The following is an 18,669-nucleotide window of genomic DNA, read 5'->3' on the forward strand; positions in this document are numbered from 1 at the left end:
GGGCGCGAACGAAGTGACGCGCGCGGGTGGGCACCCCGCGAGGCCGTTCCTAACGTTCACCAGCAAACGGGCCGGACGCCTGGAGCGTCCATCATCAACCCATGGTGAAAGACGGCGTCGGCATCACGACGCGGAGACCTATAAGGGGCCGCCTCCATCTATGAGCGAGAGAATCGGAAGCACGGTCATCGAGAATGTGCGGCCGCAGCTGGACGCGGGCCGCTGGGCGGTGAAGCGGGTCGAGGGCGAGTCCCTCGTCGTGCAAGCGGACATCTTCAAGGAGGGACACGATGTCCTGGTGGCGGTGGTGCGCTGGAGGCAATCCGCGCCCAAGCCCCAGGCGACGCAGTGGGCCGAGGTGCCCATGGTGGCCAGGGGCAATGACTTGTGGGAGGCCTCGCTGCCGCTGCCGAGCAACGGCCGCTACGAGTACACGGTGGAGGCCTGGCCGGACTTCTTCGCGACCTGGGTGTCCGAGCTCAAGCGCAAGGTGGACGCCGGCCGCGACGTGAAGAGCGAGCTGCTCGAGGGCGCCGCGATGCTGCGCGGCCACGCCGAGCGCGCCGAGAAGGCCGGCAGTCCCGAGCACGCCCAGCGCTTCCTCGAGGCGGCGAAGCTCTTCGACGCGGGGATGAACCACCGCACCATCGCCGCGGCCATGGACCCCACCCTGCTCCAGACGGCCTCGGCGTACGCGGACCGCTCGGTGTCCACGCGCTATGACCGGGTGCTCGAGGTCTTCGTGGACCGGGAGAAGGCCCGCTACGGCTCCTGGTACGAGTTCTTCCCGCGCTCGGCGGTGCGCGACGGGCGCACCCACGGCTCGTTCAAGGACGCGGAGAAGTGGCTGCCCTACGTGCGCGACCTGGGCTTCGACGTCATCTACCTGCCGCCGGTGCACCCCATCGGCCTCAAGGCGCGCAAGGGCAAGAACAACAGCCTCACCGCGGGCCCCGAGGACGTGGGCAGCCCCTGGGCCATCGGCGGCCCCGAGGGCGGCCACAAGGCCATCCACCCCCAGCTCGGCACGCTCGAGGACTTCGCGCGCTTCGTGAAGGAGGCCAACGCCCACGGCATCGAGATCGCCATGGATCTGGCCTACCAGTGCTCGCCGGACCACCCCTACGTGAAGGAACACCCCGAGTGGTTCCTCCACCGGCCCGACGGCACCATCAAGACGGCGGAGAACCCGCCCAAGCGCTACGAGGACATCGTCAACTTCGACTGGCTCGGCCCCGCGCGCGACACGCTGTGGCCCGAGCTCAAGTCCGTCGTCATGCACTGGGTGAACCTGGGCGTGCGCATCTTCCGCGTGGACAACCCGCACACCAAGCCCCTGCAGTTCTGGGCGTGGATGATCCGCGAGGTGCAGACCGAGCGCCCCGACGTCGTCTTCCTCGCCGAGGCGTTCACCCGCCCCAAGGTGATGAAGGCCCTGGCCAGGCTCGGCTTCCAGCAGTCGTACACCTACTTCACCTGGCGCAACTTCAAGCAGGAGATGGAGGAGTACCTCGAGGAGATCACGAGCCCGCCCGTGTCCGACTACATGCGCGGCAACCTCTGGCCCAACACGCCGGACATCCTCCCCGAGTTCCTCCAGCGCAGCGGTCCCCCGGGCTTCCGGCTGCGCGCCGCCATGGCCGCCACGCTCTCCAGCGTCTGGGGCATGTACTGTGGCTACGAGTTCTGTGACGGCACCCCCGTGGCGCCGGGCAAGGAGGAGTACCTCGACTCGGAGAAGTACCAGCTCAAGGTCTGGGATCCGGATCAGCCCGGCAACATCCGCGACTACATCGCCCGGCTCAACGGCATCCGCCAGCGCCACCGCGCCTTCCAGCTCTACGACAACCTGCGCTTCTTCCGCTCGGAGAACGACCAGGTGATGGCGTACCTCAAGCGCACCCCGGACGGCACGAGCCAGGTGCTGGTGGCGGTGAGCTTCGATCCCTACAACGCGCAGGAATCCGTGCTGCACGTGCCCCTGGAGGAGCTGGGGATTGCCCCCGACGAGACCTTCCAGGTGCATGAGTTGATGACGGATACGCGCGGCTTGTGGCAAGGACCCACGGCGCACGTGCGACTCACGCCCGAGCAGCCCGCGTCGATCTGGGCCGTCTACCGCTTCCGTCGCAGTGAGCACGCGTTCGACTACTACGAATAAGGCCAAGGCCCCCACCCATGACCCAGACGGACCCGCTCTGGTTTAAGAAAGCCGTCATCTACGAGCTCCACATCCGCGCCTTCCATGACTCCAATGGCGACGGACACGGGGACATCCCCGGGCTCATCGAGAAGCTGCCCTACCTGCAGGACCTGGGCGTCACCTGCCTGTGGCTCCTGCCGCACTATCCCTCGCCCCTGAGGGATGACGGCTACGACATCGCGGACTTCTACGCGGTGCACCCGGACTACGGCACGCTCGCGGACTTCCAGCGCCTCATCGACGAGGCGCACAAGCGCGACATCCGCATCATCAGCGAGCTCGTCGTCAACCACACGAGCGACCAGCACGCCTGGTTCCAGGAAGCCCGGCGCGATCCGAAGAGCCCCAAGCGCGACTACTACGTCTGGAGCGACACGGACGACAAGTACAAGGGCGCGCGCATCATCTTCCTGGACACCGAGCGCTCCAACTGGACGTGGGATCCGGTGGCCAAGCAGTACTTCTGGCACCGCTTCTTCAGCCACCAGCCGGACCTCAACTACGACAACCCCGAGGTCCAGGAGGCCATGCTGGACGTCATGCGCTTCTGGCTGAACATGGGCGTGGACGGCTTCCGCTGCGACGCCGTGCCCTACCTGTTCGAGCGCGAGGGCACCAACTGCGAGAACCTCCCGGAGACGCACGCCTTCCTCAAGCGGCTGCGCAAGGCGATCGACTCGGAGTACCCGGACAAGATGCTGCTGGCCGAGGCCAACCAGTGGCCCGCCGACGTGCGCGTCTACTTCGGCGAGGGCGACGAGTTCCACATGGGCTTCCACTTCCCCGTGATGCCCCGCCTGTTCATGGCGGTGCGCCGCGAGGACCGCACGCCCATCGTGGAGATCCTCCAGCAGACGCCGGACATCCCCGAGAACTGTCAGTGGGCCATCTTCCTGCGCAACCACGACGAGCTCACGCTGGAGATGGTGACGGACGAGGACCGGGACTACATGTACCGGGAGTACGCCACCGACCCACGCATGCGCATCAACCTGGGCATCCGGCGGCGGCTCGCGCCGCTCATGGACAACGGGCGGCGACGCATCGAGCTGATGCACAGCCTCCTGTTCACCCTGCCCGGCACCCCCGTCATGTACTACGGGGACGAGATCGGCATGGGGGACAACATCTACCTGGGTGATCGCAACGGCGTGCGCACCCCCATGCAGTGGACGAGCGATCGCAACGCGGGCTTCTCGCGGGCCGATGGCGCGCGCCTGTTCGCCCCCGTCATCGGCGACCCGGTGTATGGCTATCAGAGCATCAACGTGGAGGCCCAGGAGCGCACGCGCTCGTCGCTGCTCAGCTGGGTCAAGCGCCTCATCCGCGTGCGCCAGCGCTACCCCGCCTTCGCCATGGGGCAGCTGCGCTGGCTCAATCCGGACAACCGCAAGGTGCTCGCGTTCATGCGCGAGTACGAGGGGCAGGCCATCCTCATCGTCTGCAACCTGTCGCGCTTCGCGCAGCCCGCCGTGTTGGACCTGCGCGACTGGGAAGGACAGGTCCCCGTGGAGCTCATGGGCGAGACGCCCTTCCCCATGATCTCCCACCTGCCCTATCAGCTCACCCTGGGTCCCTACATGTTCCTGTGGTTCCGCCTCGAGAAGCTCGCTCCCGGGAGGGGAATGCCATGACGGCACCGATCGATCTGACGAAGCTCCCGGACTACCTGCGCGGCCAGCGCTGGTTCGCGGGCAAGGCCTGGCCCATCAAGTCCGTGTCCACCGTGGACAACGCCACCGTGCCGCTGCCCGGCGGTCGCGCCTTCACCCTGGCGGTGGTGGAGGTCGTCTACGAGCTGGGCTCGCCCGAGCGCTACCTGCTGCCCGTGCTCCCCTCCGACGAGGGCGTGAAGGACGCCTTCGAGGACGTGGAGGTGCTGCGCGCCCTCTTCCAGCTCATCCGCGAGAAGCGCGAGCTGCCCAGCGCCTCCGGCAAGCTGGTGGGCGAGTGGCTCGACACGCCCGAGGGGCTCATCGCCCTGCCCTCTCCCCTGCCCGTGCGCCGGCTGCAGGTGGAGCAGAGCAACACCTCGGTGGTGGTGGGCGAGCAGCTCATCCTCAAGGTCATCCGCAAGCTCGAGGCCGGCATCAACCCCGAGTACGAGGTGGGCCGCTTCCTGGCGACCCGGACGTCCTTCCGCGCCACGCCCACCCTGCTCGGCGCGTTGCAGTCCGAGGGGCCCGCGGGCGCCACGCTCGCCGTGGTGCACCGCTTCATCCCCGACGTCACCGACGGCTGGCGCTACACCCTGGACTGCTTCCGCCAGGGCGCGCGCCTGTCGGACACGTTCCTCGCGGACCTGCGCGTGCTCGGCGAGCGCCTGGGTCAATTGCACCACGCGCTCGCCTCCAGCACGGATGATCCGGCGTTCGCCCCCGAGCCCCTGCTCGCCGAGGACGTGCAGCGCTGGAGCGCCTCCATCGTGGGGGAGATGGGCGTGACGCTCAGCCAGGCGGCGCGCCACTCGCCCGAGCTGGAGAACCGCCGCGAGGATCTCATCGGCCACGCCCGGCAGCTCGCGCACGTGCCGCCCTCGGGGCAGAAGATCCGCATCCATGGCGACCTGCACCTGGGCCAGGTGCTGCGCTCGGGAGGCGACTGGCTCCTGTTCGACTTCGAGGGCGAGCCGGGCCGCAGCTTCGCCCAGCGGCGCGAGAAGTACTCGGCGCTGCGGGACGTGGCGGGCATGCTGCGCTCCTTCGACTACGCCGAGGCCACGGTGCGGCTGGAGGGTCAGCCCGAGGGAGAGCGACTCGCCCCCGCGCGCCAGGCCTTCCTGGAGGGCTACCGCGCGGCCACCGCCGGGGCGGCCTTCCTGCCGCAGAGCGAGGCGAGCTTCACCGCGATGCTGGGGGCCTTCGAGCTGGAGAAGATGCTCTACGAAGTGCGCTACGAGCTACAGAACCGGCCGGACTGGGTGCGTATCCCCGTCCAGGCCCTGATGAGGATGGAGGTCCGCAAGTGAAGAAGCCAAACGAGCGGCAACAGGTGGACGCCGAGCTGCAACAGATCGTGGAGTTGCGGCATCCCGAGCCCCACCGTGTGCTGGGCATCCACCCGGATGGAGACGGGGTGGTGGTCCGCACGTACCGCCCGGACGCGGTGGCGATCCACGTCCTGCCGGAGTTCGGCGGACGCGTTCCCATGACGAAGCGGGTGGATGGGGTGTTCGAGGCGCGCGTCAACGGCAAGACGGACGCCTTCAACTACCAGGTGGAGGTGGAGTACCCGGGCCACAAGACGTTCACCCTGCGCGACCCCTACAGCTTCCTGCCCACGCTGGGCGATCAGGACCTGTACTACGCGGGCGAGGGCCGCCACGAGCAGCTGTGGAAGCGCATGGGGGCCCATCCCGTGCACCACAATGGCATCCACGGCGTGGCCTTCTCGGTGTGGGCGCCCACGGCCTCGAGCGTGTCCGTGGTGGGTGACTTCAACAGCTGGGACGGGCGGCTGCACCTCATGCGGCGCATGGGCTCCTCGGGCATCTGGGAGCTGTTCGTCCCCGAGGTCGGCGAGGGCACGCGCTACAAGTTCGAGATCCGCACCGGCCACGGCGGCCACCGCATCCTCAAGGCGGACCCGTTCGCCTTCCGCACCGAGGTGCCTCCCGCCACGGCCTCCGTGGTGCACAACCTGGATCAGTACCAGTGGACGGACTCGCGGTGGATGGAGGCGCGCGCCCACAAGGACGTGCAGCGCGAGCCCTGGGCCGTCTACGAGGTGCATCTGGCCTCGTGGCGGCGCGTGATGGAGGACGGCGACCGCTCCCTCACCTACCGGGAGATGGCCACCGCGCTCACCGACTACGTGAAGAAGATGGGCTTCACCCACGTGGAGCTGATGCCCGTGGCGGAGCATCCCTTCGGCGGCTCCTGGGGCTACCAGGTGGGCAACTACTACGCGCCCACCGCCCGCTTCGGCCACCCGGATGACTTCCGCTTCCTCGTCAACCACCTGCACGACAACGGCATCGGCGTCCTCCTCGACTGGGTGCCCGGCCACTTCCCCCGGGACTCCCACGCGCTCGGCCAGTTCGACGGCACCGCCCTCTACGAGCACGCCGACCCCCGCCAGGGCTCGCAGCCGGACTGGGGCACCTACGTCTTCAACTTCGGCCGCAACGAGGTGAAGAACTTCCTCATCGCCAACGCGCTCTTCTGGCTCGAGGAGTACCACATCGATGGTCTGCGCGTGGACGCCGTCGCCTCCATGCTCTACCTCGACTACAGCCGCAAGGCGGGCGAGTGGATTCCCAACCGCTGGGGAGGCCGCGAGAACGAGGAGGCCATCTCCTTCATGCGCGAGCTCAATGATCGCGTGCGCGCGAAGTTCCCCGGCGCGGTGGTGATCGCCGAGGAGTCCACGGCGTGGCCCAAGGTGAGCCAGCCCACGCAGGAGGGGGGCCTCGGCTTCCACTTCAAGTGGAACATGGGCTGGATGCACGACACGCTGATGTACTTCAGCAAGGATCCCATCTACCGCCAGCACCACCACAACCAGCTCACCTTCGGCCTCCTGTATGCCTTCAGCGAGCACTTCATGCTGCCGCTGAGCCATGACGAGGTGGTGCACGGCAAGGGCTCGCTCTACGGGAAGATGCCGGGAGACGACTGGCAGAAGCGCGCCAACCTGCGCTCCCTGCTCGCGTGGATGTGGGCACACCCGGGCAAGAAGCTGCTCTTCATGGGCGGCGAGTTCGGCCAGCCGAACGAGTGGAACAACGACAAGAGCCTGGACTGGCACCTGCTGGAGAGCCCGGGCCATGCCGGCATCCAGTCCATGGTGGCGGATATCAACCGGCTCTACCGCTCGCACCCCGCCCTGTACGACGCGGACAGCGAGCCGCTCGGCTTCCAGTGGATCCAACCCGACTCGGCCGCGGCCAACGTGCTCGCCTTCGTGCGGCGCTCGCGCCAGCCGGGAGGCCACGTGGTGTGCATCGCCAACCTGTCGCCCATGCCCCAGGAGAACTACCGCGTGGGCTTCCCGCGGCACGGCAGCTACGTGGAGCTGCTCAACACGGACGCCGGTGAGTACGGCGGCTCCGGCATGGGCAACAAGGGTCGCATCCACACCGAGCCCCAGGGCTGGGACGGCCAGGACGCCTCGGCGGTGCTGACCCTGCCCCCGCTGTCCGTGCTCTGGTTCACCCCGGGGTAGGCGAGCCCCGTGCCTGCCCTCCGCTCGCTCCCCCGCCCGGGCCCCGTTGCCACGGCGCGGGGGGATGCGGACGCTACCCGGACCACGACTCCACCACGACTCCGGAGGGCAGGATGACGGCGACCACGACAGCACTGCTGCAAGGGCAACTGGCCCACCACTCGGCACTTCCCCTGCGGGCCACATTGGGCTCGGCGATGCTCTACCACGGCATCACCAAGCTCCAGCCCCAGGGCCTGGAGCAGACGTCGCAGGTCTTCGAGAAGCTGGGGATCAAACCCGGCCGCACCTGGGCGCTCCTGACGGGGTGGACCGAGGTGGCCGCCGGGGTGCTGTCGCTGCTGGGCATCGGCACGCGCGTGGCGGCCGTGTCCGTGCTGGTGACGCAGGCGGTGGCCATCGCCAAGGTGCATGGCCCCAACGGCTTCGACATCCAAGAGGGTGGCTACGAGTACAACCTGTCGCTCATGGCCGCGGCGTTGGGCCTGCTGCTGGGCGGCCCCGGGGGCCTGTCCGTCCACGAGGCGATCCAACCCCGGAAGCGTCCGCGCCTCACCCGGCTGCCCTGGCGACACACGGTGTCGCCCCGGCGCGAGCTCCTGACACAACTGTTCGCCTGAGCGGGCGTGTTTCGCATGCCCGGAGTTGTCCTGCCCGTCCTGACTTTTCTGCTCGCCTGCTAGAGTAGGAGCCCTGTGCCAGGGGGCGTCATGACGTGGCAGGTGCTCAATGCATGCTGAGGCCCGGGCGCACGGGTGGGCGGCACTGCTGGGGGTGGTGCTGCTCTGCACCGGTTGCGTCACGCTGGGCCCGGAGGCTGACCTGGGGAGCCCGGGCGAGGCGCCCGCGGACGTCTCCTGCGGAGGGCAGGCCGTGCCCACGGGTTGGCCCGACTTCTCCTCCCACGACAGCACCGCACTGCTCGCCCCCTTCCTCACGTGCGGCTCGCCCGCGGAGTACGTCGCGCTCCAGGAGCACGTGGACATGCCTCGGCTGGTGGAGTCGCTCACGGACTGGGATGCCGTGCGACTCGGCTCGCTGGGGCCCGTGCGTGAGGACGCCGCCGGCCTTCTCAACCGCAAGCGGCTGTCCTTCCTCCTGCAGGCCACCGACAGGTATGGCCTCGCCCATGCCGAGGTGTTCGTCCGCTACCTCCTCGACTCGGCCTATGACGAGGAGCTGCGGGAGCTTCTCTTCTGGCTGGCCCGGGACAAACGGCTGGAGACCACGCTGGGGCGCATGCCCCGGGCGTGTGCCGAGTTGGAGGCGCGCGGCCTGAAGCTCTCGGCCCGTCCGGACAGGGACTTCCAGCCTGGAGACTTGCTGCGGGGGGCGGGCCGCGCCGTCACGGACCTGCTCACCCACGAGCAGCAGAAGAATGCCTGGTACACCCACTACGCCCGGCAACGAGGCCAGCTCCCCCCGTCCTACCAGCAGGACCTCGACGAGGTGGAATGGGAAGCGGCCAGGCAGCACTACTCGGCGGGCAACGTGCTGCTGGGCAGCGTGGACCATGCCACCTTCGGCGTGCCGCTGGGCTTCTACTACCTCGCGGCGGGGACGGGCCACGGGCTGTCCTCTCTCTCACGGGGCGAGTACGAGCAGGCCGTGCGCGAGCTGACGCCCGTCGCGCTGCTGGCCACCCTGTACGTGGGGGGCAAGGGCGTACGCACCGTCTACGAGGCCCGGGCAGGAGGAGCCGGACTCCGGCGGGGACTCGAGACGGTGCGGGGGCGAGTGAGTCTCCTCGCGGAGAGGACGAGGGAACTGCAAACACGGCTGGGCGCGGGCGAGGAGGGACTGCGAGAGCTGGCCCGCTACATCCAAGCCAGACGTGAAGCGGGCCGCTTCGTGGCCGTGGGGGGAATGGACGCCGCGCTGGCCCTGTACGAGGCCCGGGGGGAAGTGGCCAAGGCGCGGCCCCTCTTGTCCAAGGCCAGGCCCGGGTCCTCGGGCTCCCCCCTGGTGCGCCAGGGCACCCTGGCCTCGCTGGTGGATGAGGGCGTCGGCCACACACCGGCCGTGGTGGAGGCGAAGCTGGCGGCGGTGGAGCTGGAGGCCACGGGCCCGCGCCTTCCCAAGAGCTGGCGGCGGTGGAGCTGGAGGCCACGGGCCCGCGCCTTCCCAAGAACGTGGGCGTACTGGAGAAGCACCGCCCGGCTCTCGACGCCCCGCCGCCCGAGGCCCGGGGCAATCCGCGCTGGCGCGAGTACGTCGACTACTACGAGAAACGCCTCAATGAGGTGAAGCAGGGCACGGCCACCGAGGGTCCCCTCAAGTGGGAGCCCTATGAGCAGATGCGCGCGTGGTTTGCCCGGGGGATGGCCTTCGAGCGCGACATGGTGAAGCGGCTGCGAGAGGACGCATTGAAGCCTCGGACCGAGCGCCGCTTCCTCGGGGACTTCGACCGGCCCCGCATTGAAACGCAGGTGGGCGTGAGGAAGCCGGGCCCCGGCCTGCGCTACGCGGACGTGCTCGTCATCGAAGAGGGAGAAGTTGGCGGGCATCCACGGCGCGTGGAGACGTTCAGCTTCAAGAGCCGCGACCTCTCGGGGTTGAAGTACGAAGATTTGAAGGCGCAGATGATTGAGGACGCGAGGGAAGCTCTGCGGAAGTACGGAGAGAGGTTGGATATCCGCCGGGACTCCCTCCAGCCCTTCTTCCGCGAGGGCGGTGCAGCGCCCGTCCAGCGGGTTCGCCTCGTTTATGAGGGGGGCGATCTCAAGCCCATGAGGGTAGACTTCTTGAAGAGAGCCGTGGGCGAAACCAAGAGGGCCGTTCCAGGATTGGAGGTGCTGTTTCAATGAAAGTATTAGAGCCTCACGGCATGAAGCCGGAGGACAGCCTCCTGCTCATCTTCGACGGTGCGTTCAGTCCACAGGCAGCGCCGGAGCGCGAGGTGGAGCCCTTTTTCCAGGCGCTCGAGGAGTATGCCGGTGGGTGGATGCCGGACGTCGTCAAAGGCAGGAGGCAACGCAAGTACGCCCGCGCCGCCCTTTGCAAGTCGCTGGAAGAGAAGCGCGATGGGGCCAGGACATCCATTGGGCTCTACCGGACGGAGTGGCCCGCGTTGGATATGTCGTTCGGACTCTGGCTCCCACCACGGCCTCCCGAACTGGGAATCCTCATCAACGTGCAGCCGCTCTCCTTCTTCTCGGAGGTGGAGCGCTGTCACCACTTAGTGGAACTGGTGCGCACCTGGGCCTCTCGCTACCCGGTTACCTATGCCATGGCCCACAGTACCGACGACAGAGCATTGGCGGGCGCTCCCAATTTCGGCCGCGACGACGAGACTGAGTACCGAGACGGATTCGATAGAATTTACGAGGTGTGCTGGCTCAATGTCTTTGGTCCCAAGCTGGTGGAAACCGTCGGCCGCGAACGGATGCTGTCGACACCAGCTCACCGGGTAGAGGAGTTGCCCAACGGCTCCGTGCTCCTGGTGACGTGGCCCACCGCGGCGGATTTCGCCAGCAAGGAGGCTCGGCTCGCCCAGGCCCGTGCCCACGCCCACCTCCGGCCGGACCTCGACTTCGACACCCTTTTGCGCTCCCTGCAGGAGCGCAGTGCCCTGCTCGCCCCCGTGGAGCCCCGCTTCCACCCGGACCTGGCTCCGCTCCTGTCGCGTGTGGTGGACCGCGCCGCCAGTCACCAACGCCAGCGCCGGATTGCCGAGCTCAACGCGTGGCGCCCCTCCGAGCCCGAGGAGTGGCGCCCCGCCGACTCCGCCCTGCCCCCGGACGTGGAGGACGTGGAGCGCGCCCGCGAGCATTACCGCACCCTCGCCGAGCACCTGGTGGCGCTGCTGCACTCGGAGGTGCCCTCCGTCTTCGCGGCGACGCCCGAGTCCCTCACCGACGCCGACTTCTACTTCTGGCGCGAGGACTTCCCCAAGAGCCGCCCAAGGCAAGCCCTCGACGCTCACGCGGTGCCCGCCATTGGCGCCTACCTGGGCGAAGTGCTGGTGCGCCACCTCGGCGGCCAGTGGATTCCGCGCCAGAAGCTCCAGGAGGCTCAGGTGCTCGTGGGCGACCGCGTCTGGTTGCCCTTCCTTCGGGCTCGGCGCTCCATGACTTCGCGCCAGGCGCTGCTCGACTACTCTCTCACCCTCCTCTTCCGCTCGGCCGAGCGGCACCGCGGCTGAACAGACGCCAATGCGCCAGCGCCTGCTCCAGCACGCGCGGCTCCCCCGCCACCTCAAGCGAATCGCTCAGGGCCATCAAGCTACCTGCTAGAGTAGGAGCCCTCTGCCAGGGGGCTTCATGACGTCGCAGGTGCTCAAGTGGGCGGCACTGCTGGGGGCGGTGCTGCTCTCCACCGGTTGCGTCACGCTGGGCCCGGAGGCTGACCTGGCGAGCCCGGGCGAGGTGCCCACGGACGTCTCCTGCGGAGGGCAGGCCGTGCCCGCGGGCTGGCCCGACTTCTCCGCCCACGACAGCACCGCACTCCTCGCCCCCTTCCTCACGTGCGGCTCGCCCGCGGAGTACGTCGCGCTCCAGGAACACGTGGACATGCCTCGGCTGGTGGAGTCGCTCACGGACTGGGATGCCGTGCGACTCGGCTCGCTGGGGCCCGTGCGTGAGGACGCCGCCGGCCTTCTCAACCGCAAGCGGCTGTCCTTCCTCCTGCAGGCCACCGACAGGTATGGCCTCGCCCATGCCGAGGTGTTCGTCCGCTACCTCCTCGACTCGGCCTATGACGAGGAGCTGCGGGAGCTTCTCTTCTGGCTGGCCCGGGACAAACGGCTGGAGACCACGCTGGGGCGCATGCCCCGGGCGTGTGCCGAGTTGGAGGCGCGCGGCCTGAAGCTCTCGGCCCGTCCGGACAGGGACTTCCAGCCTGGAGACTTGCTGCGGGGGGCGGGCCGCGCCGTCACGGACCTGCTCACCCACGAGCAGCAGAAGAATGCCTGGTACACCCACTACGCCCGGCAACGAGGCCAGCTCCCCCCGTCCTACCAGCAGGACCTCGACGAGGTGGAATGGGAAGCGGCCAGGCAGCACTACTCGGCGGGCAACGTGCTGCTGGGCAGCGTGGACCATGCCACCTTCGGCGTGCCGCTGGGCTTCTACTACCTCGCGGCGGGGACGGGCCACGGGCTGTCCTCTCTCTCACGGGGCGAGTACGAGCAGGCCATGCGCGAGCTGACGCCCGTCGCGCTGCTGGCCACCCTGTACGTGGGGGGCAAGGGCGTACGCACCGTCTACGAGGCCCGGGCAGGAGGAGCCGGACTCCGGCGGGGACTCGAGACGGTGCGGGGGCGAGTGAGTCTCCTCGCGGAGAGGACGAGGGAACTGCGAACACGGCTGGGCGCGGGCGAGGAGGGACTGCGAGAGCTGGCCCGCTACATCCAAGCCAGACGTGAAGCGGGCCGCTTCGTGGCCGTGGGGGGAATGGACGCCGCGCTGGCCCTGTACGAGGCCCGGGGGGAAGTGGCCAAGGCGCGGCCCCTCTTGTCCAAGGCCAGGCCCGGGTCCTCGGGCTCCCCCCTGGTGCGCCAGGGCACCCTGGCCTCGCTGGTGGATGAGGGCGTCGGCCACACACCGGCCGTGGTGGAGGCGAAGCTGGCGGCGGTGGAGCTGGAGGCCACGGGCCCGCGCCTTCCCAAGAACGTGGGCGTGCTGGAGAAGCACCGCCCGGCTCTCGACGCTCCACCGTCCGAGGCCCGGGGCAACCCACGCTGGCGCGAGTACGTCGACTACTACGAGAAGCGCCTCAATGAGGTGAAGAAAGGCACGGCCACCGAGGGTCCCCTCAAGTGGGCGCCCTATGAGCAGATGCGCGCGTGGTTTGCCCGGGGGATGGCCTTCGAGCGCGACATGGTGAAGCGGCTGCGAGAGGACGCATTGAAGCCTCGGACCGAGCGCCGCTTCCTCGGGGACTTCGACCGGCCCCGCATCGAAACGCAGGTGGGCGTGAGGAAGCCGGGCCCCGGCCTGCGCTACGCGGATGTGCTCGTCATCGAAGAGGGGGGAGTTGGCGGGCAGCCACGACGAGTGGAGACGTTCAGCTTCAAGAGCCGCGATCTGACGCTGCTGGAAGAAGGAGCACTGAGACGTCTGGTGATTGAGGACGCGAAGGAAGCTCTGCAGAAGTACGGGGGGAATCTGGATATCCGCCGGGATTCCCTCCAACGTTCTTTCGGCTCGGCTGACGAGGTTCCCGTTCAGCGGGTTCGCCTCGTCTACGAGGGGGGTGCACTCAAGCCCACGAAGGTAGACAACCTGGATGCAGTCGTGACCGCTGCCGAGGAAGCGGTTCCGGGAGTGGAGGTGCTGTTCCAATGAATCGACTGAGCGTGCACGACTTGAAGCCGGAGGATCTCCTTCGGCTCACCTTCATCGGAGGCTTTGACCAGCAGGCCTCAATGGAAGGAGAGCTGGAGCCCTTTCTCCAAGCGCTCGAAAAGTACGCCGATGGGTGGATGCCGGACGTTGCAGAAGGCAAGCGTCGACGCAAGTACGCTCGCGCCGCAATCTGGAAGGGTTTACAAGAGGGGCGTGACGATGTGTTCACGAGCTTGGGATTTTATCGCACGGAGTGGCCCGCGCTGGACATGACTCTCTGGCTCTGGCTACCTCCCCGACCTCCCAAGCTGGACATTGCGGTCAACGTGCAGCCTCTCTCTTTCTTTACCGAGCAGGAGCGCTGTCACCAGGTTGTGGAGATGGTGCGCGCCTGGGCCTCTCGCTACCCGGTCAGTCATGCCAAGGCTCACAGCGCCGATGACACGGAACTGGCGGGCTCACCCCGTTTCGGACGCGACGAGAAGACTTCTCGGAAGGATGGTTTCGACAAGATCTACGAGGTCTTCTGGCTCAACGTCTTTGGTCCCAAGCTGGTGGAAACCGTCGGCCGCGAGCGGATGCTGTCCACACCAGCTCACCGGGTAGAGGAGTTGCCCAACGGCTCCGTGCTCCTGGTGACGTGGCCCACCGCGGCGGATTTCGCCAGCAAGGAGGCTCGGCTCGCCCAGGCCCGCGCCCACGCGCACCTCCGGCCGGACCTCGACTTCGACACCCTTCTGCGCTCCCTGCAGGAGCGCAGTGCCCTGCTCGCCCCCGTGCAGCCCCGCTTCCACCCGGACCTGGCCCCGCTCCTGTCGCGTGTGGTGGACCGCGCCGCCAGTCACCAGCGCCAGCGCCGGATTGCCGAGCTCAACGCGTGGCACCCCCCCGAGCCCGAGGAGTGGCGCACCGCAAACTCCGCCCTGCCCCCGGACGTGGCGGACGTGGAGCGCGCCCGCGAGCATTACCGCACCCTCGCCGAGCACCTGGTGGCGCTGCTGCACTCGGAGGTGCCCTCCGTCTTCGCGGCGACGCCCGAGTCCCTCACCGACGCCGACTTCTACTTCTGGCGCGAGGACTTCCCCAAGAGCCGCCCAAGGCAAGCCCTCGACGCTCACGCGGTGCCCGCCATTGGCGCCTACCTGGGCGAAGTGCTGGTGCGCCACCTCGGCGGCCAGTGGATTCCGCGCCAGAAGCTCCAGGAGGCTCAGGTGCTCGTGGGCGACCGCGTCTGGTTGCCCTTCCTTCGGGCTCAGCGCTCCATGACTTCGCGCCAGGCGCTGCTCGACTACTCTCTCACCCTCCTCTTCCGCTCGGCCGAGCGGCACCGCGGCTGAACAGACGCCAATGCGCCAGCGCCTGCTCCAGCACGCGCGGCTCCCCCGCCACCTCAAGCGAATCGCTCAGGGCCATCAAGCTACCTGCTAGAGTAGGAGCCCTCTGCCAGGGGGCTTCATGACGTCGCAGGTGCTCAAGTGGGCGGCACTGCTGGGGGCGGTGCTGCTCTCCACCGGTTGCGTCACGCTGGGCCCGGAGGCTGACCTGGCGAGCCCGGGCGAGGCGCCCGCGGACGTCTCCTGTGGGGGACGGAGCGTGCCCACGGGTTGGCCCGACTTCTCCGCCCACGACAGCACCGCACTCCTCGCCCCCTTCCTCACGTGCGGCTCGCCCGCGGAGTACGTCGCGCTCCAGGAGCACGTGGACATGCCCCGGCTGGTGGAGTCGCTCACGGACTGGGATGCCGTGCGACTCGGCTCGCTGGGGCCCGTGCGTGAGGACGCCGCCGGCCTTCTCAACCGCAAGCGGCTGTCCTTCCTCCTGCAGGCCACCGACAGGTATGGCCTCGCCCATGCCGAGGTGTTCGTCCGCTACCTCCTCGACTCGGCCTATGACGAGGAGCTGCGGGAGCTTCTCTTCTGGCTGGCCCGGGACAAACGGCTGGAGACCACGCTGGGGCGCATGCCCCGGGCCCGTGCCGAGTTGGAGGCGCGCGGCCTGAAGCTCTCGGCCCGTCCGGACAGGGACTTCCAGCCTGGAGACTTGCTGCGGGGGGCGGGCCGCGCCGTCACGGACCTGCTCACCCACGAGCAGCAGAAGAATGTCTGGTACACCCACTACGCCCGGCAACGAGGCCAGCTCCCCCCGTCCTACCAGCAGGACCTCGACGAGGTGGAGTGGGAGGCGGCCAGGCAGCACTACTCGGCGGGCAACGTGCTGCTGGGCAGCGTGGACCATGCCACCTTCGGCGTGCCGCTGGGCTTCTACTACCTCGCGGCGGGGACGGGCCACGGGCTGTCCTCTCTCTCACGGGGCGAGTACGAGCAGGCCATGCGCGAGCTGACGCCCGTCGCGCTGCTGGCCACCCTGTACGTGGGGGGCAAGGGCGTACGCACCGTCTACGAGGCCCGGGGAGCAGGAGCCGGACTCCAGCGGGGACTCGAGTCGGTGCGGGGGCGGGTGAGTCTCCTCGCGGAGAGGACGAGGGAACTGCAAACACGGCTGGGCGCGGGCGAGGAGGGACTGCGAGAGCTGGCCCGCTACATCCAAGCCAGACGTGAAGCGGGCCGCTTCGTGGCCGTGGGGGGAATGGACGCCGCGCTGGCCCTGTACGAGGCCCGGGGAGAGGTGACCAGGGCGCGGCCCCTCTTGTCCAGGGCCAGGCCCGGGTCCTCGGGCTCCCCCCTGGTGCGCCAGGGCACCCTGGCCTCGCTGGTGGATGAGGGCGTCGGCCACACACCGGCGATGGTGGAGGCGAAGCTGGCGGCCGCGGAGTTGGAGGCCACGGGCCCACGCCTGCCCATGGACGTGAGGAGGCTGGAGAAGCACCGCCCGGCTCTCGACGCCCCGCCGTCCGAGGCCCGGGGCAACCCACGCTGGCGCGAGTACGTCGACTACTACGAGAAGCGCCTCAATGAGGTGAAGAAGGGCGAAGCCCTCGAGGGCCCCCTCAAGTGGGCGCCCTACGAGCGGATGCGCGCGTGGTTTGCCCGGGGACTGGCCTTCGAGCGCGACATGGTGAGGCTGCTGCGAGAGGACGCATTGAAGCCTCGGGCCGAGCGCCGCTTCCTCGGGGACTTCGACCGGCCCCGCATCGAAACGCAGGTGGGCGTGAGGAAGCCGGGCCCCGGCCTGCGCTACGCGGATGTGCTCGTCATCGAAGAGGGGGGAGTTGGCGGGCAGCCACGACGAGTGGAGACGTTCAGCTTCAAGAGCCGAAATCTCGCGCTACTAGAGGAAGAAGCAATGAAGGCGCAAATGAAGGCGGACGCGAGCGAGGCCCTACAGAATTACGGCGAGACGCTGGATATCCGTAGAGGCTCCCTCCAGTCCCTCTTACCAGGGGGCAGTGAGGTGCAGGTCCCGAGGGTCCGCCTCATCTACGAGGGGGGCGCCCTCAAGCCCACGGATGTAAACCTGTTGAAGAGAGCCGTAAACGAAATCAAGGCAGTGGTTCCGGGAGTCGAGGTGGTGTTTCAATGAAGCGGCTGAGCGTGCACGATCTGAAACCGGAGGACCGCCTCCGACTCGAGTTCGACACGGTCTTCGACCAGCAGGCGGCGCTGGAGAAACAGTTGGAGCCTTTTCTCCAGGCACTTGAAGAGCACGCCGACGAGTGGATGCCGGATGTTGTCAATGGCAAGCGGCAACGAAAATACTCTCGCCCTTCCTTCTGGAAGGCCCTTGAGGAGCGGCGCGACGGGAACACCTCGGGTCTCGGGCTCTATCGCACCAGGTGGCCCGCGTTGGACATGTCGCTCAGTCTCTGGTTTCCACCGCTGCCCCCCAAACTAGGAATCTTCATCAACGTGAAGCCCCTCTCCTTCTTCGCGTTGGCGGAACGCTGCCATGACTTCATTGAAATGGTGCGCGCATGGGCCTCTCATTATCCCGTCACACATGCCATGGCTTACAGCAGTGATGACATGATACTGGCGGGCGCTCCCAATTTCGGCCGCGACGACGAGACTGAGTACCGAGACGGATTCGATAGAATTTACGAGGTATGCTGGCTCAATGTCTTTGGTCCCAAGCTGGTGGAGACAGTCGGCCGCGAGCGGATGCTGTCGACACCAGCTCACCGGGTAGAGGAGTTGCCCAATGGCTCCGTGCTCCTGGTGACGTGGCCCACCGCGGCGGATTTCGCCAGCAAGGAGGCTCGGCTCGCCCAGGCCCGTGCCCACGCCCACCTCCGGCCGGACCTCGACTTCGACACCCTTGTGCGCTCCCTGCAGGAACGCAGTGCCCTGCTCGCCCCCGTGCAGCCCCGCTTCCACCCGGACCTGGCCCCGCTCCTGTCGCGTGTGGTGGACCGCGCCGCCAGTCACCAGCGCCAGCGCCGGATTGCCGAGCTCAACGCGTGGCACCCCCCCGAGCCCGAGGAGTGGCGCCCCGCCGACTCCGCCCTGCCCCCGGACGTGGCGGACGTGGAGCGCGCCCGCGAGCATTACCGCACCCTCGCCGAGCACCTGGTGGCGCTGCTGCACTCGGAGGTGCCCTCCGTCTTCGCGGCGACGCCCGAGTCCCTCACCGACGCCGACTTCTACTTCTGGCGCGAGGACTTCCCCAAGAGCCGCCCAAGGCAAGCCCTCGACGCTCACGCGGTGCCCGCCATTGGCGCCTACCTGGGCGAAGTGCTGGTGCGCCACCTCGGCGGCCAGTGGATTCCGCGCCAGAAGCTCCAGGAGGCTCAGGTGCTCGTGGGCGACCGCGTCTGGTTGCCCTTCCTTCGGGCTCAGCGCTCCATGACTTCGCGCCAGGCGCTGCTCGACTACTCTCTCACCCTCCTCTTCCGCTCGGCCGAGCGGCACCGCGGCTGAACAGACGCCAATGCGCCAGCGCCTGCTCCAGCACGCGCGGCTCCCCCGCCACCTCAAGCGAATCGCTCAGGGCCATCAAGCTACCTGCTAGAGTAGGAGCCCTGTGCCAGGGGGCGTCATGACGTGGCAGGTGCTCAATGCATGCTGAGGCCCGGGCGCACGGGTGGGCGGCACTGCTGGGGGTGGTGCTGCTCTC

The 18,669-nt window shown here is 68.3% G+C and carries 12 protein-coding genes; all 12 read left to right on the top strand.

What is annotated here, in order from left to right; all coding sequences use genetic code 11:
• Positions 1-160 precede the first annotated feature (160 nt).
• The 12 genes from CYFUS_RS26485 (at position 161) to CYFUS_RS26535 (ending at position 18,473) form a co-directional block, all read left to right on the top strand.
• Entirely contained in the window at positions 161-2,161 is a 2,001-nt protein-coding gene (locus CYFUS_RS26485) for an alpha-1,4-glucan--maltose-1-phosphate maltosyltransferase (RefSeq protein WP_095987763.1), read from the top strand.
• 17 nt (positions 2,162-2,178) lie between these two features.
• Positions 2,179-3,837, top strand: coding sequence for a maltose alpha-D-glucosyltransferase (treS, locus tag CYFUS_RS26490; RefSeq protein WP_095987764.1), 1,659 nt, complete (start codon positions 2,179-2,181; stop codon positions 3,835-3,837).
• Positions 3,834-5,171 (top strand): phosphotransferase, encoded by a 1,338-nt coding sequence (locus CYFUS_RS26495; RefSeq protein ID WP_095987765.1) that lies wholly within the window; start codon positions 3,834-3,836, stop codon positions 5,169-5,171. Before treS ends, CYFUS_RS26495 begins: the two co-directional genes overlap by 4 nt.
• The gene (gene glgB / locus CYFUS_RS26500) at positions 5,168-7,369 is read left to right on the top strand and encodes a 1,4-alpha-glucan branching protein GlgB (RefSeq protein WP_095987766.1); all 2,202 of its coding nucleotides are present in this window, start codon (positions 5,168-5,170) and stop codon (positions 7,367-7,369) included. The genes CYFUS_RS26495 and glgB overlap by 4 nt, the downstream gene beginning before the upstream one ends.
• Positions 7,370-7,482: 113 nt before the next feature.
• Positions 7,483-7,989 (top strand): DoxX family protein, encoded by a 507-nt coding sequence (locus tag CYFUS_RS26505; RefSeq protein WP_095987767.1) that lies wholly within the window; start codon positions 7,483-7,485, stop codon positions 7,987-7,989.
• A gap of 109 nt (positions 7,990-8,098) precedes the next feature.
• Entirely contained in the window at positions 8,099-9,616 is a 1,518-nt protein-coding gene (locus tag CYFUS_RS52965; protein WP_232536812.1) for an HNH endonuclease, read from the top strand.
• 74 nt (positions 9,617-9,690) lie between these two features.
• Positions 9,691-10,176: a hypothetical protein gene (locus tag CYFUS_RS52970; RefSeq protein WP_232536813.1), complete on the top strand. Its 486-nt coding sequence runs from the start codon at positions 9,691-9,693 to the stop codon at positions 10,174-10,176.
• Entirely contained in the window at positions 10,173-11,513 is a 1,341-nt protein-coding gene (locus CYFUS_RS26515) for a hypothetical protein (RefSeq protein WP_095987768.1), read from the top strand. Before CYFUS_RS52970 ends, CYFUS_RS26515 begins: the two co-directional genes overlap by 4 nt.
• A 118-nt stretch (positions 11,514-11,631) precedes the next feature.
• Positions 11,632-13,656, top strand: a complete 2,025-nt coding sequence (locus tag CYFUS_RS26520; protein ID WP_095987769.1) for a hypothetical protein — start codon at positions 11,632-11,634, stop codon at positions 13,654-13,656.
• Entirely contained in the window at positions 13,653-14,993 is a 1,341-nt protein-coding gene (locus tag CYFUS_RS26525; protein WP_095987770.1) for a hypothetical protein, read from the top strand. The genes CYFUS_RS26520 and CYFUS_RS26525 overlap by 4 nt, the downstream gene beginning before the upstream one ends.
• Before the next feature lie 118 nt (positions 14,994-15,111).
• Entirely contained in the window at positions 15,112-17,136 is a 2,025-nt protein-coding gene (locus CYFUS_RS26530) for a hypothetical protein (RefSeq protein ID WP_095987771.1), read from the top strand.
• Positions 17,133-18,473, top strand: a complete 1,341-nt coding sequence (locus CYFUS_RS26535) for a hypothetical protein (protein ID WP_095987772.1) — start codon at positions 17,133-17,135, stop codon at positions 18,471-18,473. The genes CYFUS_RS26530 and CYFUS_RS26535 overlap by 4 nt, the downstream gene beginning before the upstream one ends.
• The last annotated feature ends 196 nt before the right edge of the window (positions 18,474-18,669 follow it).

Source organism: Cystobacter fuscus (assembly GCF_002305875.1).
GTDB classification, from domain to species: domain Bacteria; phylum Myxococcota; class Myxococcia; order Myxococcales; family Myxococcaceae; genus Cystobacter; species Cystobacter fuscus_A.